We start from the raw sequence: 20,202 nt of genomic DNA, 5'->3' as shown, positions 1-20,202 counted from the left end.
TTCCGTAATTCTACGGAAGAAATTTCCGCGCAAACTGCGTCATGGCGGGAAAGTGAATCCGGCCTCACTCGGCGTCCCAATTCCGACATTGAAAATTTCGATTCGCGTCATTGCGGCGTCTCATTATCGCACCGGATATTCACGCGAAGATGATCTGCGCCCGATCCGCCGATCGGCGCACGCGGCCTCGATTGGGGTTTGGTACCGCGCTGGTCCCCCTCTCGAGGCCGCACTCCTTTTCCGCCATCCGGTCTGCACGCCGCAGAACCCGGACCTCCGGCGGCCGGTCATTGTTTGACCCGCTCGCAACGCCCGCGTCTACCCCGATAGAGTCCGGGGTAGGTGCAGTTTCGCGTCTTCGTCGCGTCGTTGGGGCGCGTTATCGGCGGTCAGCCGAGATCGCTGCGCGGATTATAGGGGTTTCGATCCCGCCACGTCTGCATCAATGCCTCAAGCTCGGCATCGTTCCCGTCGGGAAGTATGATCCGGGTCGTGACGTAGAGATCGCCTGATACACCCGCCTTCGACAGCCCCTTGCCCTTGAGGCGGAAGGTGCGGCCGCTGGAGGTGTTTTTCGGGATCGACAGTTCGACCGCGCTGCCGAGCGTCGGCACCCGGACCTTGCCGCCCAGCACCGCCTCGTAGAGCGTCACCGGCAGATCGATCCTGAGATCGTTGCCGTCGATCTTGAAGAACGGATGCGGCGCGATCGAGATCGTAATCAGCAGATCGCCGGGCGGGTGGCCCTGTGCGGTCTCGCCCTGGCCCTTCAGCCGGATCTGCTGCCCGGCGGTCACGCCCGGCGGAATCTTGACGTTGAGCTCACGGCCGGTCGGCAGGCGGACGCGCTTGTCGCCGCCCCTGACCGACTCCTCCAGCGACACCGTCATGGCGACCGAAAGATCGAGGTCGACCCCGACCCCGCCGCCCTCAAACTCGAACGGACTGGACCGCCCCGCACGGCCGCCGCCGCCACCGCCGCCGCGCGCGGCGTTGCCGAACATGCTGTTGAGGATGTCCTCGAAGCTGCCGCCACCCACGCCGCCGCCGGGTCCGCCGCGGAAGCTGTATTCGAAGCCGCCCGGACCGGTACGGCCACCGGCGCCGCCGCCTGGGAAACCCTGGAAGCGCGGCTTGCCTTCGGCATCGATCTCGCCGCGGTCGAACTGCTTGCGCTTGTCCTCGTCGCCGACGATCTCATTGGCCGTGTTGATCTCCGCAAAGCGGGCGGCCGCCTTCGGGTCGTTCTTGTTGTTGTCAGGGTGATGCTTCTTGGCGAGCTTGCGATAGGCGCTCTTGATCGTCGCAGCGCTGGCGCTCCGCTGCACCCCCAAGACCTCATAGGGGTCGCGCATCCGTCACGTCTCCTTCACGGGAAAAATCAGTCCTGGATGGAACCCATCGGGGCCCACTTTACCTTCATGTGGGGGCTCAGTGGCATTTTTGCAACTAGCGCCCGTCCATTATCGGCCGGCTTCTGCCGAAACTCTCAGGACTTTCTCCACGGCTTCAGGTTATGGATTTCCCACCGTCCTTGTCCACCCTTGCAGGCGGCACCCTGTAGCCAGCTCTCGGTGACTCCATTGACATAGCTCGCGAGGAAGTCCCGGCACGTCTTGCCGTCCTCGCCCGAATAGGCCTGGGCCAGCGGCGTCACCGAGCCGCGCGCACCCGTCTCAGGGTTTTCCCAGGACTGGCTGGAATCCTTGTCGCCCTTGGTCAGCACGTCGGAAGCCGCATTGCGGGCGAAGGCAAGATCGCCCTCGGTCGGCATCACCGCGCTGACCTGGGTCGGGTTGATCGAGCCAGTCACATCCTTGTCGTCCATCTTGGCGAAAGCATCGCTGCGCGACAGGCTGCAGCCGCTGGCGCCAACGCCGATCAGAATCAATGTCACCACCGCGCCCGCGGGGTGGATCGCCGATAGGCCAACGCGCCCCCATGCCCTATATAGGGCCAGTAGCGCGCTCTCGGACGCGGGCGGATGCAAATCGGGACTCCTGACATGACCGACACGACCTCCATCAAACACCCGACACCGTTAACATCGGGTGATTTCACCGCGGCGGAGGAGCCGTTTGCCCTGTTCGGCGAATGGTTTGCGGAAGCGGTCAAGTCCGAGCCGAACGATCCGAACGCGATGGCGCTCGCGACCGTCGATGCCGACGGGCTGCCTGATGTGCGGATGGTGCTGATGAAGGGCTTCGACGCCGACGGTTTCGTGTTCTACAGCCACATTGCGAGCGCCAAGGGCCGCGAATTGGCCGTAAATCCTAAGGCCGCTTTACTATTCCACTGGAAATCTTTGCGCCGTCAGGTGCGCATCCGGGGGCCGGTCGCGCCGGTGACCGATGCCGAGGCCGACGCCTATTTCGCCACAAGGCCGAAACAGGCGCAGATCGGCGCCTGGGCCAGCAAGCAGTCGCAGCCCCTGGAGAGCCGCTTCGCCTTCGAGCAGGCGATCGCCAAGACCGGCGCGAAATACGTGATCGGCGAGGTGCCGCGTCCGCCGGGCTGGAGCGGCTGGCGGATCACGCCGCAGCGCTTCGAGTTCTGGCACGACCGCCCTTTCCGCCTGCACGACCGCATCGAATTCCGCCGCGACGGCGCCGGCAGCGCCTGGTCGAAGGTGCGGCTCTATCCTTGATACGACAGCCTGAAAGACACCATGTCCCCTCCTTCCAACGCGCCGCGCCGTACCCTGCTCCTTACCGGTGCCAGCCGCGGCATCGGCCACGCCACCGCGATCCGGTTTGCTTCCGCCGGCTGGCGCGTCATCACCTGCTCACGGCATGCATTTCCGGAAGTCTGCCCCTGGGGCGCGGGACCGGAAGATCACATCGAGGTCGATTTCGGCGATCATGACGACACGGTTCGCGCCATCTCCGAGATCCGCAAGCGGTTGGTGAACGACGAGTTGCACGCGCTCGTCAACAACGCAGCGATCTCGCCGAAGGGGGCGGGCGGCGCGCGGCTCGGGACCATGGACACCGATATCGAGACATGGCTGCACGTGTTTCGCGTCAACTTCTTCGCGCCGATCATGCTGGCCCGTGGACTGATCGACGAGCTCAAGCACGCCAGGGGCGCGGTGGTGAACGTCACCTCGATCGCAGGCTCGCGCGTGCATCCGTTCGCCGGCGTTGCCTATGCGACCTCGAAAGCCGCACTGGCATCATTGACGCGGGAAATGGCATCCGATTTCGGCCGCGTCGGCGTCCGCGTCAATTCGATCGCACCAGGCGAGATCGACACCTCGATCCTGTCACCGGGCACCGAGAAGATCGTCGACCAGCAAATCCCGATGCATCGCCTCGGCACGCCGGACGAGGTCGCCAAGATCATTTACGTTCTCTGTACGGAGACCAGCTCTTACGTGAACGGTGCGGAAATCCACATTAACGGTGGTCAGCACGTCTGAGCTTGGGATGAGCCGTTATTTTGGCGAAGGAAGTTTCGAGGCGATCCCGGCCGCCGCCGCGGCCGTCACTTTGGGATAGCTTCACTTGCAGGCGTAACAAGGCAAACTAGGCTTCTGCCTCCGAGGCTTCGGCCTCTAGTCGGCGTAAAACCGACGCGACTTCTTCTCAGGCTGCAGCGCGATGTCGTTCAACGCGCTGGAGCAATCGTCTTCGTCCTCGCCATCAAGCAGCGCCGCGCCACAGTAACGGCAAAGTCTCGGCGAGATCGCCTGCACCTTGCCTGCTGCGCGGTCCTGTTGATAGCGCGCAAAGTCGATGACGTTACGCCGTGGCGTTATGATCTTCTCAACCATTGCTGTCCTCCGGCTTCGAGGCGGGCGTTATCGCAGACAAGTTTCGCCCAAACGTTCAGCGCAACACTCAAATTTTAGCAGAGGAAATAAGGCAGTTGCCCGAATCCCAAAATGCGACGCGTGCCCTGAAAAACAGGCCCTACAGCCACTTCTTCCACTTGAAGATCCAGTACGGCACGATCGCCGCAATCAGCATCAGCACCAGCGCGTACGGATAGCCGTGCGTCCACTCGAGTTCCGGCATCAGCTTGAAATTCATGCCGTAGATCGAGGCAATCAGCGTCGGCGGCATCAGGACAACAGCCATCACCGAGAACAACTTGATGATGTTGTTCTGTTCCAGATTGACCACGCCGAGCATGGCGTCGAGCACGAAGGTGATCTTGTTGGAAAGATAGGACGCGTGGTCGGTCAGTGAGGCGACGTCACGCTGCATGGTCTTGAGCTGCTCGCGCATGTCCTTGGACCATTTCACCCCTTCCACGATTGCGGAGAGGAAGGTGACGAGGCGGCCGATCGAGACCAGGCTTTCGCGGACCTTCGAGGTCAGGTCGCCCTTGCGGCCGATCGTGATGAGAATCTGCGAATATTGCTTGGCGTGGCCGTGGCGCTCGCTCTCCGGCTCGAAGATGTCGTGGGAGACCTGGTCGATGTCGGCCCCGCAACGCTCCAGGATGTCGGCGCAACGGTCGATCACCGCGTCCAAGAGTTCCATCAGCACCTGCTCGCCGGTGATGCCGGGGGAGCAGGCGCGCGCCAGCTTGTTCTCGACCAGCGCGAACGGCTTCGGCAGGTCGTAGCGCACGGTGACCAGGCGATGGCCGGTCAGGATGAAGGTGACCGCCGTGGTGCGCGGCATGTCGGTGTCGGATTGGCACATCAGCGTCGCGGTCATGTAGCGCGCGCTGTTCTCGATATAGAGACGGCTGGAGATCTCGATCTCCTGCATGTCTTCCCGGGTCGGAACCGCGATCCCCGCCAGCTTCTCGACGGCCCGATCCTCCTTGACGGTCGGATTCACCAGATCGACCCAGACCGCGCCCTCGGGCAGCGACGCCAGGTCGGTGATGGCGGCCTTCTTGAGGGAGAAATCCGAAGGAACGAACGCCGACAGCATCAGGAACTCCAAGAAACAGGGCCGACAAACAGGGCTGGCAGGACCCGCCGACTTAGCGCGATTCTGGCTGGCGCTTCATGACCGGGGCATTAACCGGGCGTCCATCTTTGTGGCAGCCAAGTGGCGGTGAATGTGACGCGACGCGGCTTCGACTCGGTGACCGTTGCCTGTTTGCACAAAAACCAGCCTCGCGCCAGAACACTTGCGGCAAAAAAGCCACAGACGACGTCCCGCGATGCGGGAAAGGCATCTAAAGTCTGGGAATAATGGCAGGTTTCGGCAATAATGCCCTTCATGGAATCGTGGCGTTTTGGGCGCACTTTTGACGCTTTGAGACGCGGGTTTTCGATTGGAATGTAATCATGTCGTTCAAAGTTACCTTTGGAATCCTGGCCGCGGGCCTGATGTTGTCGGGTTGCATGCAGGCCACGACCTTTGAGGCAACCAACACCGCGAACTTCAAACCGCGTGACAAGGAACTCCTGGCCAAGACCACCTACGTCAAGACCCCGGTGGCCGAGCCGTTCCGCCGCGCCATCGTCGAGTATCACCGCAAGGAAGCGCCCGGCTCCATCGTGGTCGATTCCGACAACCATTACCTCTACTACGTGATGAACGACGGCAAGGCGATCCGCTACGGCATCACCGTCGGCGAAGAGGCGATGGCCTGGTCCGGCATCGCCAAGGTCGGCAGCATGACCGAATGGCCGGCCTGGCACCCGACCCCCGGCGAAATCTCGCGCCTCGGCGTTCCGACCTTCGTGGCACCCGGCCCGGACAATCCGATGGGCTCGCGCGCGATGTATCTCTATTCGGGCGGCAAGGACACGCTGTTCCGCATCCACGGCACCAACCAGCCGGAATACATCGGCTCGTCGATCTCCTCGGGCTGCATCCGCATGACCAATGAGGACGTCATCGACCTCTACGGCCGGGTCAAACTCGGCACCATCGTCGTGGTGCTGGAGCCGAAGCACGGCGACTCGCCCTACAAGCCGCAGATGGCGCTGCAGGGCGGCGGCAACGTCCCCTACTGATCCCGATCACATCGCAATCGCGATCAAAGGCGCCGGCTTTGCCGGCGCTTTTTTGTTGGCTGCGGTTTGGTCTCGGCAGCGCCGTCGGGGGCGGCCGCATCATCTGATTTCGCGGCATCGGCCTTGGCGTCGTCAGTCTTGTCCGATTTGGACGCATCGGATTTGGACGCGACTTCGCGCGGCGGCGCCTCTTCGGGGCGCTCGGCCGGCAATAGCGGCGCTGTCTGAGGCAGCGGGTCGTACACATTCCACTGGCAGATCCGGTAATTGTTGCGACGCTCAATCAGGTCGAGATGGACATGGTCCTCGTGGTACCAGTCCGAGCCCGGACCGAGCACGGTGGAGAAGCGGGCGCAGACCGAATGCAGCACGGTCTCGCGCAGGTCGCGCGCAACGCTGCGGTCGGTCAGCGAGATCGACTTGCCGTTGGCGAGACCGAACGCGCGCACATCGAGCGCATTGGCGCGGCCGTGTTCGGAGAGCTGGGCACCGGCGATGCGATTGCGGCCGCGGCACTCGAACGAGTCGAAATTGTCGAGATTGCTGATCCCGCCGCCAAGGCTCTGCGCCAGCGGCGCGATATCGGTGCGGACCCAGTCGGCGACAGCGGCGGCCATCTTGCAGCGAAGGATCGCCGCGGGCTTGACCGCGACCTTGCGCCTGTCGGGCAGCACGATCGCCTCCAGCCGCACCAGATCCTCGCCGCCGCAGCCCCCGGCGCCGTGGATGTCGGGAATGCTCGGCGCGATCGCGATCTCCTCGGTGAGGGCCTGCCGGCAGGCCGACAGTTGCGGCGCGGCGGGCCCGGCCGGTTTTGCGACTTCGGCCGGCTTCGCCGTCTCGCTGGGCCTGGCGGCCTCGGCAGGCGCCGCTGGAGGCTGCGGCGCGGCGGCAGGCGGCTCGGCTGCCGCAGGCGTGTCAACTGCTGGCGCCTCGGCCGGGCGCGGCTTCGGCAGCGGCACTGCTGCGCGGCGGGCCGTCTTGTGCGGCCGCAGCGGCCTGGTGCCGAACAGATCGTCCCACGGAAAGCCTGGGGCGCGGCGGGCAGCTTCGGCGGATCCTGCTTGCATGCCAAGGCAAATTAGCGCAGCGGCAGCGGTAACCATTGCCGCGCTGGCGCGACGAAACGCACCATCAGGCCATTTTCGGCTTGCTTTCTCCGCGCTACAGTTCATGTCAATTCCATGATTTTACTGCCGGCCGCCCAAGATGCCGGTGGATCATGCGTGAGGATCGAGGAGGGATTTGCGTATGCTTGGTTTGATGCAAGATTGGCCCTTGCTGTGCCACAAGATTATTGAGCACGCCGCCAAATATCACGGCACGCAGGAAGTCGTGACGCGGTCGGTCGAAGGCCCGATTCATCGCACCACTTACGCCGAAATCCATGCCCGCGCGCTGAAAGTTTCGCAGAGCCTGGAGCGCGACGGCATCAAGCTCGGCGACCGCGTTGCCACCATCGCCTGGAACACCTGGCGCCACCTCGAGGTCTGGTACGGCGTCATGGGGATCGGCGCGATCTGCCACACGGTCAATCCGCGGCTGTTTCCGGAACAGATCGCCTGGATCGTCAACCACGCCCAGGACCGCATCGTCATCACCGACCTCACCTTTGTTCCGGTGCTGGAGAAGATCGCCGGCCAGCTGCCGAGCGTCGAACGCTACGTGGTGCTGACCGACAAGGCGCACATGCCGCAGACCACGCTGAAGAACGCGGTCGCCTATGAGGACTGGATCGCGGCGTCCGACGGCAAGTTCGAATGGAAGACCTTCGACGAGAACACCGCCGCGGCGATGTGCTACACCTCCGGCACGACGGGCGATCCCAAAGGTGTCCTTTATTCGCACCGCTCCAACGTGTTGCACGCGCTGATGGCCAACTCGAAGGACGCGCTCGGCACCTCCGCGTCGGACACAATGCTTCCGGTGGTCCCCTTGTTCCATGCCAACAGCTGGGGCATTGCCTTCTCCGCCCCGTCGATGGGCACCAAGCTCGTGATGCCCGGCCCGAAGCTCGACGGCGCCTCGGTCTACGAGTTGCTGTCGACCGAGAAGGTAACCCACACCGCGGGTGTGCCGACGGTGTGGCTGATGCTGCTGCAATACATGGCCGCCAACAATCTCAAGCTGCCCGATCTGCAGATGGTGATCTGCGGCGGTTCGGCGATGCCGCGCTCGATGATCAAGGCCTTCCTCGACATGGGCAGCCAGGTGCGCCACGCCTGGGGCATGACCGAGATGAGCCCGCTCGGCACGCTGGCCACACTGAAGCCGCCCTTCAACGATCGCGGCGGCGAGGAGCGGCTAGACATCCTGCAGACCCAGGGCTACCCGCCGTTCGGCGTCGAGATGAAGATCACCGACGATGCCGGCAAGGAGCTGCCGTGGGACGGCAAGACCTTCGGCCGCCTCAAGGTCTCCGGCCCCGCGATCGCGAAGGCCTATTTCCGGGTCGACAGCAACATCCTCGACGATGCGGGCTTTTTCGACACCGGCGACGTCTCGACGATGGACGAGCACGGCTATATGCGGATCACCGACCGCTCCAAGGACGTGATCAAGTCCGGCGGCGAATGGATCTCCTCGATCGATCTGGAAAACCTCGCGGTCGGCCATCCGGCGGTCGCGGAAGCCGCCGTGATCGGCGTCCATCACCCCAAATGGGATGAGCGGCCGCTGTTGATCGTGCAGCTCAAGCAGGGCGAGAGCGCCACGCGCGAGGACATCCTGAAGTTCATGGACGGCAAGATCGCCAAATGGTGGATGCCCGACGACGTCGCCTTCGTCGACGGCATTCCCCACACCGCGACCGGCAAGATCCTGAAGACGGCGCTGCGCGACCAGTTCAAGGACTACACCTTCCCCACCGCCGCGGCGTGACGATTCACCCTCTCCCCTTGTGGGAGAGGATGCGCTCGCACAGCGAGCGCGGGTGAGGGGTTCTCTCCGCGGAGACAACCCCTCACCCGTCGCGGACTTCGCATAGCCGATGCAAGGCATCGGCGTCCTCAACGGCGGCCGGAGGCCGCCTACGGCGACCTTCTCCCACAAGGGGACAAGGGAAGCACCGACCTAAATCCCGCCCAAATCCCTTGAATTCGCCGCAGGTCCGTGGTCTCACACGATCATTGGCGGCGGCTGAGGTCGCCCAAGGACATCTCAACCGGCAGATTTTTCGACGATGGCGCGCAGGTTTTCCGCTCCCTACCAGCAGGAGCCCGTGTCCGGTCTCGCCACCTGGTCGCGCAACCTCGCCATCTTTGCCGTCGTCGCGGTGGTGGTCTCGATCCTCATCGTCCGCTTCGGGTTCCTGGAGGTCAAACCGGCGCTTATGACCTTCTTCGGCGCGCTGGGCTTGGCTGGCCTGTCGATCCTGCTCGGGCTCGCCGCCTTCGCCGCGATCTGGCAGAACGGCACCCGCGGCATGGGCCGGATCCTGCTCGCGCTCGTGATCAACGCCGCGATCCTCGCCTACCCGGCCTACCTCACCTACCAGTACCGCAAGCTGCCGCGGATCTACGACATCACCACCGACGCGATCGACCCGCCGAAATTCGAGGCGCTGGCGCGGCTGCGCACTGGGGAAGGCACCAATCCGGCCGCCTATGCCGGTCTCTATTCGGCCGAGCAGCAGCGCGCGGCCTGGCCCGATATCGAAACCGTCGAGCTCGAAGCCCCGGTCGACCGCGCCTATGAGATGACCTTGCGGCTGGTGAACCGCCGCAAATGGCTCGTCATCGACGCCCGCGCGCCGCAGCCGCCGCGCCGCATCGGCCGGATCGAGGCGGTGGCGCGCACCCCGATCATGGGTTTCCGCGAGGACGTCTCGATCCGGGTCACGCCCGATGACGAAGACTCGCGCGTCGATATCCGCTCGGCATCACGCTATTTCGACGCCGATCTCGGCAGCAACGCTGCGCGGGTCAAGAGGCTGATCGAGGACCTCAACACCGCCGCCGACAACGACAACGCCAAACCGGCCAAGAAGGCGGTCCCTGCCGCGCCGCCGAAGACGCCGCCGGCGAAGACGGTGAAGAAGTAATCTTCTCGTCATTCCGGGGCGCGCCAACGGGTCCGCGCAAAGCGCGGCCCGATGACAGGCTCCGCGCGAGCCCGGAATCCATCAGGCCGCAGACTCCGTGGTGAAATGGATTCCGGGTTCGTGCTTCGCACGCCCCGGAATGACAGGCTAGGCCACTCTGTACGTGCCGCCGATCACCGGATCGCCATCGGTCGCCACGATGCCGCGCGCGACCAGATCCTCCAGATGCGCCAGCACCGAATAGCCGGCGGCGTTGGCGAGGCGCGGATCGAGCCCGATATAGATCGCCCGCACCATGGTCGGGATGTCGGCCTCGCCCTTGCCGAGGCGATGCAGGATCGACGCCTCACGGGCCCGGCGGTGCCGCGCCAGGAAGCGGACATAGCGCGGGCCTTCCGGAATCTCCGGGCCGTGGCCGGAGAAGTAGAGCTGCTCGGGCCGCTGCTCGAGCCGCTCCAGCGAGGCCATGTAGTCGATCATCGAGCCGTCGGGCGGCGCCACGATCGAGGTCGACCAACCCATCACATGGTCGCCGACGAAATTGATGCTGCGCTCGGCCCATGCGAACGCCAGATGGTTGGCGGTGTGGCCGGGGGTGGCGACCGCCTCCAGCGCAAAGCCTGTGCCCTCGATGACGTCGCCGTGCTTGACCTCGACATCGGGCCGGAAATCGCGGTCCGCGCCGGACTCCGGATTGTGCTTCTCGCTCTCGAAGCGCGGGCGCGAGGCGCGGTGCGGCCCCTCCGCGTAAACCGGTGCGCCGGTCGCAGCCTTGATCCGCGGCGTGTTCGGCGAATGGTCGCGATGGGTGTGGGTGACCAGGATGTGGGTCACGGTCTCGCCTTTGACCGCATCGAGCAGCGCCTTCGCATGCGCCTCGTCATCGGGACCGGGATCGATGATCGCGACCTTGCCCTGGCCTATGATGTAGCTGACCGTGCCGGTGAAGGTGAACGGGCTCGGATTGTTGCAGAGGACGCGGCGCACGCCGGGGCGGACCTGTTCGACCACGCCGGGCTGCAGCGGAAAATCGCGGTTGAACGGGATGTCGTCGTTGTCGGCCATGGCTCTTGTCCGTGATGTCCGGCTTCTCTTTGACCTCGTCATGCCCGGGCTTGTCCCGGGCATCCACGTCTTCCGTTGCGAGCCCCAAGACGTGGATGGCCGGGACAAGCCCGGCCATGACGACGTTTGGGTGAGCGCTCCTTACGAGAACGCCTGAATGCCGGTGATCGCGCGACCGAGGATCAGGGCGTGCACGTCGTGCGTGCCCTCATAGGTGTTCACGGTCTCGAGGTTCGCGGCGTGGCGCATCACGTGATACTCGATCTGGATGCCGTTGCCGCCGTGCATGTCGCGCGCCATGCGGGCGATGTCGAGCGCCTTGCCGCAATTGTTGCGCTTGACGATCGAGATCATCTCCGGGGCCATCTTGCCCTCGTCCATCAGGCGGCCGACGCGCAGAGAGGCCTGCAGGCCGAGAGCGATCTCGGTCTCCATGTCGGCGAGCTTCTTCTGCACCAGCTGCGTGGCAGCGAGCGGCCGGTTGAACTGCTTGCGGTCGAGCGTGTATTGCCGCGCGCGGTGCATGCAGTCCTCGGCGGCGCCCAGCGCGCCCCAGGAGATGCCGTAGCGGGCGCGGTTGAGACAGCCGAACGGGCCCTTGAGGCCGGAGACGTTGGGCAGCAGCGCGCTTTCCGGCACCACCACATTGTCGAGCACGATCTCGCCGGTGATCGAGGCGCGCAAGCTCAGCTTGCCGCCGATCTTCGGCGCCGACAGGCCCTTCATGCCCTTTTCGAGGATGAAGCCGCGGATCTGGTTGTCATGCGCGGCCGACTTGGCCCACACCACGAAGACGTCGGCGATCGGCGCGTTCGAGATCCACATCTTGGCGCCGTTGAGCTTGTAGCCGTCGGCCACCTTCTCGGCCCGGGTCTTCATGCCGCCGGGATCGGAACCGGCATCCGGCTCGGTCAGGCCGAAGCAGCCGACCCATTCGCCGGTCGCGAGCTTGGGCAGATATTTCTTGCGCTGGTTTTCGTCGCCATAGGCGTAGATCGGATACATCACCAGCGACGTCTGCACCGAGTTCATCGAGCGATAGCCGCTGTCGACGCGCTCGATCTCGCGCGCGACGAGGCCGTAGGCCACGTAGCTCGCATTGGCGCAGCCGTATTCCTCGGGCAGCGTGACGCCGATCAGGCCAAGCTCGCCCATCTCGTTGAAGATCTCGCGATCGGTCTTCTCTTCCAGATAGGCCTTGGTGACCCGTGGAGCCAGCTTGTCCTGCGCATAGGCCCGCGCGGTGTCGCGGATCAGGCGCTCGTCTTCGGTGAGCTGCTCGTCGAGCAGGAACGGATCATCCCACTGGAAGCTGGCGGCAGCCGGCTTGTCCTTGGCCTGGGGGCGCACGCTCATGAAACATCCTTTCGCATCGTCACTCGGAAATTGGCGGATAAATTAAAGCGCTATGCTGCGAAGCGCAATTGAATTGGGATCATTGTCATTCCGGGGCGATGCGTGAGCATCGAACCCGGAATCTCGAGATTCCCCGGGGCGCCGTTGCGCCCCTGCGGTCTGGTCCTTCGGACCATCCCGGAATGACGAACGTCAGGTCTCCAGCTTCTCGTTCGACACGATCTCGATGCCGAAACCGGACAGCCCCTTGTAGTCGTGGACCGACGAAGTCAGGTGCCGGATCGAGGTGACGCCGAGATCGCGCAGGATCTGCGCGCCGACGCCGACCTCGCGCCACTGCTTGTGGCGATCGGCCTCCGCGGTTTTCGACTCCTCGACCGGCTGCACCGGAACACCTGCAGCACCGTCGCGCAGATAGACCAGCACGCCGCGGCCGGCAGCCTTGAAGTGCCGCAGCACGGCTTCCATGCGCGCCGGCCCGGTGAAGAGGTCTTTGACGATGTTGGGCTTGTGCAGCCGCGTCAGCACGTCACGGCCGTCGCCGATGCCGTTATAGACGAAGGCGGCGTGCATGATCTCGTCGAACGGCGAGCGATAGGCATAGCCCTGGAGCGGCCCGATCGGGCTTTCGGTGGTGAAGGTCGCGACCCGCTCGATCAGCTTCTCGCGCGCCTGGCGATAGGCGATCATGTCCGCGATCGTGACATGCTTGAGCTTGTGGGCGGTTGCGAATTTCGCGACCTGCTCGCCCTTCATCACGGTTCCATCGTCGTTCATCAGTTCGCTGATGACGCCGACCGGCGGCAGGCCCGAGAGCCGGCACAGATCGACCGCGGCCTCGGTATGGCCGGAGCGCAGCAGCACGCCGCCGTCACGCGCGATCAGCGGGAAAATATGGCCCGGGCGGGCAAAGTCGTTGGCACCGGCATTGGGATTGGCGAGCGCGCGGCAGCAGGAGGCGCGTTCCTCGGCCGAGATGCCGGTGCCGCCGTCGGGCTTGTAGTCGATCGAGACGGTGAAGGCGGTGGTGTGGTTGGACTCGTTGTGTGCCACCATCGGGTCGAGCCGCAGCCTACGGGCGTCCTCGGTGGTGATCGGCGCGCAGACGATGCCGGAGGTGTGGCGGATGATGAAGGCCATCTTCTCCGCCGTGCAGAACGACGCCGCGACGATCAGATCGCCCTCGCCTTCCCGATCGTCATCGTCGGTGACGACGACAAGTTCGCCCTTCGCAAAGGCTTGCAGCACTTCCTGGATCGTATCGGCCATTGTCCTGACATCTCGTTATATGCAGGCAGTGGATTAGCCGGGTTCCGATGTCAGCGCCAGTATCATTATGCAACCCGCCATGCGTCCGGCAGGCATACCAGGACGGTGACGGGTACCGCATTCCCCGGATCATGCTCTCCTACGGCAACACCTCGCGCCGGTCGCTCAACTGGGCGTCCAGCTCGGCGCGCTTGTCGTCGAGCAGGCCGGCATCGGTGGCCTCGATCACCGCATAGAGCTCGCCGGCGTCGCTGAGGCGGGTCACCGTCACGTAATCGGCGCCGGCGGCGTAGAGGTCGTCGACGCCGGACAAGAGGTCCGCGGTGGCGACAACCTTCGCGGTCGGGTTCAGGGCGCGGACGTGACGCACCAGCTTCTCGTTGTCGGCGCCGACCAGCAGGAAATCCGGCACGCTCAGGATGATGATCTCGGCCTTGCCGATGCCGGCATGGACCAGGGTATCGACATTGCTGATATCGCCATAGATCACGTGCATGCCGCGATCGGTCAGCGTGCGGAACACCAGCGGATTGAAGTCGACGACGCTGATCTGCTCGAGCAGCGACTGGTTCTGCCGCTCGATCTGGCTGATCAGCGCGCTCGCGGCGCGGAAAAAACCGAGGATGACGATGCGGCGGATCTCGCCATGTTCGCCCTCCTGCCCGGCCTCGCCGCGGCCCTCGCCCTCCTGGTCGAGGTCGCGCAGCCCAATCCGCTTCAAGGGACCGATCAGGCCGCGCACGATCTGATCGCTGCGGCCCATCGCGAAGGTCGAGAGCACCGCCAGCACCACGAACGCGAACGAGACTGCATTCGCGGTCTGGGTCGCGATATGGTTGGCGGCGACGCCGGTCTGGATCACCACCAGAGAGAACTCGGATATCTGCGCCAAATTGATCGCCGGCAGCAGGCTGGCGCGCAGGCCCTGCTTCATCAGATAGAGCGGCGTGAACGTCGTGACCAGGCGGCTTGCCACCGTGAAGGCCGCGATCACCAGCGCCAGCCCGATCACCTGTAAGCCCGGAATCGGGATCGTCATGCCGAGCGCAACGAAGAACAGCGTGATGAAGAAATCCCGCAGCGTCGTGACCTTGGCGGTGACGTCGAGCGCGTAGGGAAAGGTCGAGATCGAGACGCCGGCGACCAGCGAACCCATCTCGCGCGACAGATGCAGCCGTTCGGCGATCTCGCCGATCAGGAAACACCAGGCGAGCGCGCCGAGCAGCACCAGCTCGGGCCGGCGCGCGATCTGGTGGAACAGTCGCGGCAGCACGTAACGGCTCAGCACCAGCGCGGTCGCGACCAGCACCGCAACGCGGGCGATCGACAGCAACACGACGCTGATCTGCAGATTGTCCAGGCTCGGCTGCACCGCCAGGAACAGGATCGCGAAGATGTCCTGCAACACCAGCACGCCCAGCGTAATCCGGCCCGGCAGCGTATCCAGCTCGCGCTTCTCGTAGAGCACCTTGACGATGATCACGGTCGAGGACAGCGCACAGGCGACGCAGAGATAGACCGCGTCGAACTTGCCGCCGCCGATCGCAAGCCCGATGGCTGCAAAGAACGCGACGCCGATCAGGCAGCCGCCCAGCAGCTCGCCGGCGCCGGCGAACAGGATGACCTTGCCGGCGCGGATGATCTTCTTGAGGTCGATTTCCAGCCCGATCATGAACAGCATGAAGATCAGGCCGAGCTCGGAGATGATGCTGATCGACTCCTGGGACTTGACCCAGCCCATGCCGAATGGACCAATGAAAAAGCCGGCGATAAGGTACGCCAGGATCAGCGGTTGCCGGGAGAAATGGGCGAGCAGCCCGAGCCCCCAGGCAAACAGGATACAGAGCGTGATGTCGGGAATCAGTTCATGCATGCATCAAAGACTTCCTGTTGCCGCAACCTAGAGGGCCGGGCGTGAGGATCAACCGAGCAATGTGTCACATCCGCGCAGGCGGCATTTTTCTGGCAGTTTTGGTCTGCCTCACCGTGCGCATGCCTGAGGCGCTAGCACAATCCCCCGGAAGTATTGAACAAAATTTTGCAAATTCGCTGACCGCGGTCCCGACGGAAGGGCTCACCGCCTCCGGTGCATTCTATGTGCCGGTCTATTCCAGCGTGTCGATGAGCCAGGGCAAGCTCAGGGCGGATTTCTCGGTGACGCTCAGCGTGCACAACGCCTCCGAAACGAGGCCGCTGGTGCTGAAGCGGATCGCCTATTTCGACACATCAGGCAAGATGGTGGAGAGCTACCTCAAATCGCCGATCGCGCTAAAACCGTTTGCCACCGTCGAGGTCGCTATCGCCACGACCGATACCCGCGGCGGCACCGGCGCGAACTTCGTGGTCGATTGGGCGGCCGCGGGCGAGATCGCGGAACCGGCGGTCGAGGCCCTGATGGTCGGCAGCGTCGGCCCCGGGCACTACGCCTTCATCAGCCAGGGCCGGCCGATCAGGCTGCCCGGCAAGAACTGACTGCATAGAGGGCCGCTTACGCGCGGCCTTCTCAACGACAACAACACGGAGCGAAACGTCCATGTCCACCTCAGCCCAGTTCGACTTTGCACCGCTGCTCCCGGCCGGCCTGCCTGCGCCGGCCGCGCGATGGACCGGGCTCGCCAAATACAGCTTCGTCGGCGGCAACAATGATCCCGATCAGGTGCCGGTCGACGGGCTGCTCGAGGCGGTCAACGCCGTGCTGAAGCGCGAAGGCAGAAATCTCGCGACCTACAACCTCGCGCACGGGCCGCAGGGCTATCTGCCCCTGCGCCAATTCCTGACCGAGAAGCTGAAGCGCGACGCGGGGATTGCCTGCACGCCGGATGAGATCATGATCGTCTCCGGCTCGCTGCAGGCGCTCGATCTGGTCAACCAGACCCTGCTCGCCAAGGGCGACACCGTGCTGATCGAGCAGGAAACCTATCAGGGCTCGCTGAACCGGCTGACGCGGCTCGGCGTCAACACGGTCGGCATTCCCCTCGATGGCGAGGGCATCAGGATCGATGCGCTGGCCGCAGCGCTCGCCGATCACAAGCGACGCGGCATCACGCCGAAATACATCTACACCATCCCGACCGTGCAGAATCCGACCGGCTCGATCCTTCCTGAGAGCCGCCGCGCCGAGATGCTGAAGCTGTCAAAAGAATACGGCGTGCCGATCTTCGAGGACGATTGCTATGCCGATCTGATCTGGAGCGGCGAACGGCCGCCCGCGATCTATGCGATGAGCAAGCATGGCGGCGTGATCCATATCGGCTCGTTCTCCAAGTCGATCGCACCGGCGTTGCGGGTCGGCTTCATCGTCGCGCCCTGGGAGATCATGTCGCGGATGCTGCCGCTGAAGACCGACGCCGGCTCCGGCGCGCTGGAACAGATGGTGCTATCAGAGTATTGCGCACAGCATTTCTCGACGCACGTGCCCAAACTGACGCGAGGACTGCGCGCAAAACTCGACACGCTGATGGAGGCGCTGAACGAGCAGTTCGGCACCGCGGCCGAATTCGAGGCCCCCAAGGGCGGCATCTTCCTCTGGGTCAAGCTGCCCGACAATGTCGACACGTTGAAGCTCTATCAGGCGGCGCTCGCCGCCAGCGTCTCGATCAATCCGGGACCGGAATGGTCGACCAGCAAGGCGCATTCCGGCAGCCGGCTCCGCCTCTGCTTCGCCAGCCCCTCGCACGCGCAGATCCGCGAGGGCGTCGCGGTGCTGGCCGAGGTGTGCCGCAAGGAGTTCGGCGTACCGGCACGGAGCAGCAATGTGGAGAAGCGCGGCTAATTGAACGCGTCAGGCTGCAGCCGCGCTATCGGTTCACCTCTCCCCAACGAGGAGAGGTGATCGAGAGACCGAGTCACCGCACCGAAAACGGCGCCTGATAGGGCCGGCCGAACGGCACGCCGTTGACCACGGTCTGCACCGGCTTCAACTGCAGATTGCCGTCGCGCTTGTTGTTGCGGGTGTCGACGAAGGTGACCGGGCCTTCGACGAGGTCCATGATGGCGACGTCGCCGGGCGCGCCGCGCTGCAGCGTGCCGATCTTGGGGGCGCGGTTGATGATCCGCGCCGGCACCGAGGTCGCCATCGCCACCACCTGATCCAGCGATGAACCCATCGCGAGGAACTTGCTCATCACGTTCGGCAGGAACGGGATGCCGGGCGAGTTGCCCGAGAAGACATGGATGTCGGAAGAGATCGTGTCGGCCGTGCAGCCCGCCGGAATCGCGATCTCCGCCACCGTGAAATCGAAGCTGCCGCCGCCATGGCCGACATCGAACAGCACGCCGCGCTGCTTAGCTTCGAGCGCTGCGGGCAGCAGCTTGCCGTCCTGCACGATGTTGGTGAAGGCGCCGGACATGTTCGGCGCGCCGGAATAGGCGTGGGTGAGGATATCACCCGGCCGCAGCAGATCGAGAATGTCGGACATTAGCTCCCTGGTCTCGACGCCGCCGATATGCACCATCATCCGCGCCGGCCAACCGCACGTCTCGCAGGCCTGGATGGCGCGCTTCAACGGCTCGATGCCGTGCTTGAAGATGACGTTCTCCGACATCCGCACCTTGACCCCGATCAGGAAGTCCGGGTTCTCGGCAAGCGCCATCGCGCAGGCTTCGACCTGGGCGTTGTCGATATTGTAGAGCTCGGCCACCGGGAACGCCGACAGGCCGTTGTTGGCGATATGGAGGAAGGCGTAGATCCGCGCCCGCGACTGCGCCACGATGAAGCGCCGCAGCGCCGCGAGGTTGTTGACGCCGGCATCGCCGGCCGACACGACGGTCGTGGTGCCCTGGAACTGCACCAGCTCGTCGGCGGGAATGCCGATCGCCGATCCGTACGGATAGACGTGACAGTGCAGGTCGACGAGGCCCGGCATCACGAGCTTGCCCGAGGCGTCGATGGTTTTGGCGGCGCGAGCGGCCGGGATCTCGTCCTCAACAGCCTCGATGATGCCCCAGCGGATGCCGATGTCGCGCTTGCCGCGCAGCGACTGGCTGGGATCAATCACGTCGCCGCTCTTGATCACGAGGTCGAACTTGTCGTCCGGCCCCATCGCCGCAACGGCTGGTCCCGCGATGACGGCGGCAGCGGCCGATCCTGAAACTTTCAAAAAATCCCGGCGCGAAAATCCGCTCACGGCGACGCCCCCCCAATATGATTTTTATGGCGCGATGATGCGTCGGACGCGGCCCTTAGGCAAGGCCATCGAAGCGACGTGCTGCGCTCATCCATCGATTGTGCGCGACAACACGCGACGCACAGCAGCAACTGCAATTGCCTGAACAACCGTTCAGAAAACTCCTCCGTTTCCTCAGGAACGTTTCGATGCCTGTACGGTTTCCTCCACGCATCATTGAGGAGGATGAAATGAAAAAATTTGGCTTTGTTCTTGCGGCTGTCGGTGCGCTTGCAGTGGCCGTTCCGTCGATCGCGAGCGCCGAGACCGTCGTGATCAAGCGCGGCGACCATCATCACTGGGATCGTGGCTGGGGCGCGCGCGCCGAGATGCGCCATGACCGCGGAATGCGCCATGACCGTGGCTGGCATCGCGGCTGGCACCACGACCATGACCGCACGGTGGTCATCAGGCGGGATCGCTACTAAATCGACAGACGGAAAATGGCTCCTCGCGGAGCCATTTTCTTTTTCTACGTTCTCATCAAATGCCCGCCGGGCTCAATCCCACGCCGGCGCAAATCCCGGATTGACGCAGCGCATGTCCTTGCGCAATGCAGCGATCGCCTTGCGGTCGTCGTCGTCGAGCCTGACCTTCAGCGCATCGAGATTGGCCTTTTGGCTTTCGGCGCGCGAGGCTTTCGGGATTGCCGCAACGCCGTCCTGGTCGAGCAGCCATTTCAGCGACACCTGCGCTGCGGTTGCATCATGCTTCTTGCCGATCTTGGCAAGCGTCTCGTCGGTCGCGAAACGGCCCTGGGCCAGCGGACAATAGGCCACCAGCGGGATCGATTTCGCGGCGAGATATTTGCGCACCGGCGTCTGGTCCAGCATCGCATGATATTCGATCTGGTTGCAGGCGATCGGCGCCTTGATGTCCTCGACCACGGTTTTCAGCAGCGCGGTGGTGAAATTGGCGACGCCGATGGCGCGGGTGCGGCCCTCTTCCTTCAGCGTCATCAGCGTCTCGAACACCGCCGGCAGCTTCATGCTCCGCGACGGCCAGTGCACCAGATAGAGATCGACATGATCGAGCCGCAGCTTCTTCAGGCTGGTGTCGAACGCCTTGCGGATCGCGTCCGGCGCCAAATTCTCGTGCCAGACCTTGGTGGTGACGTGCAGGTCATTGCGCGCGACATTCGCGGTCGCGATCGCCGCCCCGATCGCCTCTTCATTGGCGTACATTTCGGCGGTGTCGATGTGCCGGTAACCAAGCCCGAGCGCGCTCTCGACCGCTGCACGGCAGGCGTCGCCCTGCATGCGGAAGGTGCCGAGCCCGAGCTGCGGCAGGTGGATGCCCTGTGTCTGCAGATTTTCCATGGATAGCTCCTGACGCGTGGGGCGCCGATGCCATCGACGACGTCACGCCAGCAAATT

Annotated in this window: 19 protein-coding genes; 8 read left to right on the top strand and 11 right to left on the bottom strand. The window is 64.2% G+C overall.

Annotated elements, in window-relative coordinates:
• Window positions 1–389: 389 nt before the first annotated feature.
• Window positions 390–1,355 carry a DnaJ C-terminal domain-containing protein gene (locus tag V5279_RS12045; protein WP_166298220.1) on the bottom strand — a complete coding sequence of 322 codons (966 nt, stop codon included), beginning with the start codon at window positions 1,353–1,355 and terminating at the stop codon, window positions 390–392.
• A 134-nt stretch (window positions 1,356–1,489) separates the two neighbouring features.
• Window positions 1,490–1,897, bottom strand: a complete 408-nt coding sequence (locus V5279_RS12040; protein ID WP_338697529.1) for an RT0821/Lpp0805 family surface protein — start codon at window positions 1,895–1,897, stop codon at window positions 1,490–1,492.
• 108 nt (window positions 1,898–2,005) lie between these two features.
• Here V5279_RS12040 and pdxH point away from each other — a divergent pair, with 108 nt between their 5' ends.
• Window positions 2,006–2,647, top strand: coding sequence for a pyridoxamine 5'-phosphate oxidase (gene pdxH / locus V5279_RS12035; protein ID WP_338697527.1), 642 nt, complete (start codon window positions 2,006–2,008; stop codon window positions 2,645–2,647).
• A 21-nt stretch (window positions 2,648–2,668) separates the two neighbouring features.
• Window positions 2,669–3,421 carry an SDR family NAD(P)-dependent oxidoreductase gene (locus tag V5279_RS12030; protein ID WP_029081398.1) on the top strand — a complete coding sequence of 251 codons (753 nt, stop codon included), beginning with the start codon at window positions 2,669–2,671 and terminating at the stop codon, window positions 3,419–3,421.
• Between the two features lie 135 nt (window positions 3,422–3,556).
• On the opposite strand, the gene V5279_RS12025 is transcribed toward V5279_RS12030, so the two are convergent.
• Together V5279_RS12025 and V5279_RS12020 are read right to left on the bottom strand one after the other, a co-directional pair.
• Complete coding sequence (locus tag V5279_RS12025; RefSeq protein WP_029081399.1) at window positions 3,557–3,775, bottom strand: hypothetical protein; 219 nt, start codon at window positions 3,773–3,775, stop codon at window positions 3,557–3,559.
• A 139-nt stretch (window positions 3,776–3,914) separates the two neighbouring features.
• Entirely contained in the window at window positions 3,915–4,892 is a 978-nt protein-coding gene (locus tag V5279_RS12020) for a magnesium transporter CorA family protein (protein WP_338697524.1), read from the bottom strand.
• A 362-nt stretch (window positions 4,893–5,254) separates the two neighbouring features.
• On the opposite strand from V5279_RS12020, the gene V5279_RS12015 reads away from it, so the two are divergent.
• Window positions 5,255–5,929 (top strand): L,D-transpeptidase, encoded by a 675-nt coding sequence (locus tag V5279_RS12015; RefSeq protein ID WP_166298224.1) that lies wholly within the window; start codon window positions 5,255–5,257, stop codon window positions 5,927–5,929.
• Window positions 5,930–5,952: 23 nt separating this feature from the next.
• Here V5279_RS12015 and V5279_RS12010 read toward each other — a convergent pair whose 3' ends face one another.
• Window positions 5,953–7,104, bottom strand: coding sequence for an extensin family protein (locus V5279_RS12010; protein ID WP_414645706.1), 1,152 nt, complete (start codon window positions 7,102–7,104; stop codon window positions 5,953–5,955).
• Between the two features lie 76 nt (window positions 7,105–7,180).
• On the opposite strand from V5279_RS12010, the gene V5279_RS12005 reads away from it, so the two are divergent.
• Entirely contained in the window at window positions 7,181–8,809 is a 1,629-nt protein-coding gene (locus tag V5279_RS12005; RefSeq protein ID WP_166298226.1) for a fatty-acid--CoA ligase, read from the top strand.
• Between the two features lie 301 nt (window positions 8,810–9,110).
• Window positions 9,111–9,971, top strand: coding sequence for a DUF1499 domain-containing protein (locus tag V5279_RS12000; protein WP_166298227.1), 861 nt, complete (start codon window positions 9,111–9,113; stop codon window positions 9,969–9,971).
• Window positions 9,972–10,118: 147 nt separating this feature from the next.
• Here V5279_RS12000 and V5279_RS11995 read toward each other — a convergent pair whose 3' ends face one another.
• The 4 genes from V5279_RS11995 to V5279_RS11980 form a co-directional block, all read right to left on the bottom strand.
• Window positions 10,119–11,036 carry an MBL fold metallo-hydrolase gene (locus V5279_RS11995; RefSeq protein ID WP_338697517.1) on the bottom strand — a complete coding sequence of 306 codons (918 nt, stop codon included), beginning with the start codon at window positions 11,034–11,036 and terminating at the stop codon, window positions 10,119–10,121.
• A gap of 141 nt (window positions 11,037–11,177) precedes the next feature.
• Entirely contained in the window at window positions 11,178–12,392 is a 1,215-nt protein-coding gene (locus V5279_RS11990) for an acyl-CoA dehydrogenase (RefSeq protein ID WP_029081406.1), read from the bottom strand.
• 192 nt (window positions 12,393–12,584) lie between these two features.
• A complete protein-coding gene (ribB, locus tag V5279_RS11985) occupies window positions 12,585–13,661 on the bottom strand; it encodes a 3,4-dihydroxy-2-butanone-4-phosphate synthase (protein ID WP_166298229.1) in 1,077 nt (358 codons plus the stop codon).
• A 139-nt stretch (window positions 13,662–13,800) separates the two neighbouring features.
• Window positions 13,801–15,534 carry a cation:proton antiporter gene (locus tag V5279_RS11980; RefSeq protein ID WP_338697514.1) on the bottom strand — a complete coding sequence of 578 codons (1,734 nt, stop codon included), beginning with the start codon at window positions 15,532–15,534 and terminating at the stop codon, window positions 13,801–13,803.
• A gap of 59 nt (window positions 15,535–15,593) precedes the next feature.
• Between V5279_RS11980 and V5279_RS11975 the strand changes: the two genes are divergently transcribed.
• Window positions 15,594–16,133, top strand: a complete 540-nt coding sequence (locus V5279_RS11975) for a DUF3124 domain-containing protein (protein ID WP_414645918.1) — start codon at window positions 15,594–15,596, stop codon at window positions 16,131–16,133.
• Between the two features lie 61 nt (window positions 16,134–16,194).
• Window positions 16,195–17,433 carry a PLP-dependent aminotransferase family protein gene (locus V5279_RS11970; protein WP_338697513.1) on the top strand — a complete coding sequence of 413 codons (1,239 nt, stop codon included), beginning with the start codon at window positions 16,195–16,197 and terminating at the stop codon, window positions 17,431–17,433.
• Window positions 17,434–17,506: 73 nt separating this feature from the next.
• Here the strand turns inward: V5279_RS11970 and V5279_RS11965 are convergent, their stop codons facing one another.
• Window positions 17,507–18,787, bottom strand: a complete 1,281-nt coding sequence (locus tag V5279_RS11965; protein ID WP_338697512.1) for an amidohydrolase/deacetylase family metallohydrolase — start codon at window positions 18,785–18,787, stop codon at window positions 17,507–17,509.
• Window positions 18,788–19,017: 230 nt separating this feature from the next.
• On the opposite strand from V5279_RS11965, the gene V5279_RS11960 reads away from it, so the two are divergent.
• Window positions 19,018–19,254 carry a hypothetical protein gene (locus V5279_RS11960; RefSeq protein ID WP_338697511.1) on the top strand — a complete coding sequence of 79 codons (237 nt, stop codon included), beginning with the start codon at window positions 19,018–19,020 and terminating at the stop codon, window positions 19,252–19,254.
• Between the two features lie 72 nt (window positions 19,255–19,326).
• Here the strand turns inward: V5279_RS11960 and V5279_RS11955 are convergent, their stop codons facing one another.
• Window positions 19,327–20,145 (bottom strand): aldo/keto reductase, encoded by an 819-nt coding sequence (locus tag V5279_RS11955; RefSeq protein ID WP_338697510.1) that lies wholly within the window; start codon window positions 20,143–20,145, stop codon window positions 19,327–19,329.
• Between the last annotated feature and the right edge of the window lie 57 nt (window positions 20,146–20,202).

The organism is Bradyrhizobium sp. 26S5 (assembly GCF_036923295.1).
In the GTDB taxonomy this organism is placed as follows: domain Bacteria; phylum Pseudomonadota; class Alphaproteobacteria; order Rhizobiales; family Xanthobacteraceae; genus Bradyrhizobium; species Bradyrhizobium septentrionale.
This window is presented reverse-complemented; position numbering and strand designations above follow the sequence as displayed.

Coding starts and splice junctions, on each gene's coding strand:
- V5279_RS12045 (WP_166298220.1), bottom strand. CDS start 1,355: ATGCGCGACCCCTATGAGGTCTTGGGGGTGCAGCGGAGCGCCAGCGCT.
- pdxH (WP_338697527.1), top strand. CDS start 2,006: ATGACCGACACGACCTCCATCAAACACCCGACACCGTTAACATCGGGT.
- V5279_RS12030 (WP_029081398.1), top strand. CDS start 2,669: ATGTCCCCTCCTTCCAACGCGCCGCGCCGTACCCTGCTCCTTACCGGT.
- V5279_RS12025 (WP_029081399.1), bottom strand. CDS start 3,775: ATGGTTGAGAAGATCATAACGCCACGGCGTAACGTCATCGACTTTGCG.
- V5279_RS12020 (WP_338697524.1), bottom strand. CDS start 4,892: ATGCTGTCGGCGTTCGTTCCTTCGGATTTCTCCCTCAAGAAGGCCGCC.
- V5279_RS12015 (WP_166298224.1), top strand. CDS start 5,255: ATGTCGTTCAAAGTTACCTTTGGAATCCTGGCCGCGGGCCTGATGTTG.
- V5279_RS12010 (WP_414645706.1), bottom strand. CDS start 7,104: ATGAACTGTAGCGCGGAGAAAGCAAGCCGAAAATGGCCTGATGGTGCG.
- V5279_RS12005 (WP_166298226.1), top strand. CDS start 7,181: ATGCTTGGTTTGATGCAAGATTGGCCCTTGCTGTGCCACAAGATTATT.
- V5279_RS12000 (WP_166298227.1), top strand. CDS start 9,111: ATGGCGCGCAGGTTTTCCGCTCCCTACCAGCAGGAGCCCGTGTCCGGT.
- V5279_RS11995 (WP_338697517.1), bottom strand. CDS start 11,036: ATGGCCGACAACGACGACATCCCGTTCAACCGCGATTTTCCGCTGCAG.
- V5279_RS11990 (WP_029081406.1), bottom strand. CDS start 12,392: ATGAGCGTGCGCCCCCAGGCCAAGGACAAGCCGGCTGCCGCCAGCTTC.
- ribB (WP_166298229.1), bottom strand. CDS start 13,661: ATGGCCGATACGATCCAGGAAGTGCTGCAAGCCTTTGCGAAGGGCGAA.
- V5279_RS11980 (WP_338697514.1), bottom strand. CDS start 15,534: ATGCATGAACTGATTCCCGACATCACGCTCTGTATCCTGTTTGCCTGG.
- V5279_RS11975 (WP_414645918.1), top strand. CDS start 15,594: ATGTGTCACATCCGCGCAGGCGGCATTTTTCTGGCAGTTTTGGTCTGC.
- V5279_RS11970 (WP_338697513.1), top strand. CDS start 16,195: ATGTCCACCTCAGCCCAGTTCGACTTTGCACCGCTGCTCCCGGCCGGC.
- V5279_RS11960 (WP_338697511.1), top strand. CDS start 19,018: ATGAAAAAATTTGGCTTTGTTCTTGCGGCTGTCGGTGCGCTTGCAGTG.
- V5279_RS11955 (WP_338697510.1), bottom strand. CDS start 20,145: ATGGAAAATCTGCAGACACAGGGCATCCACCTGCCGCAGCTCGGGCTC.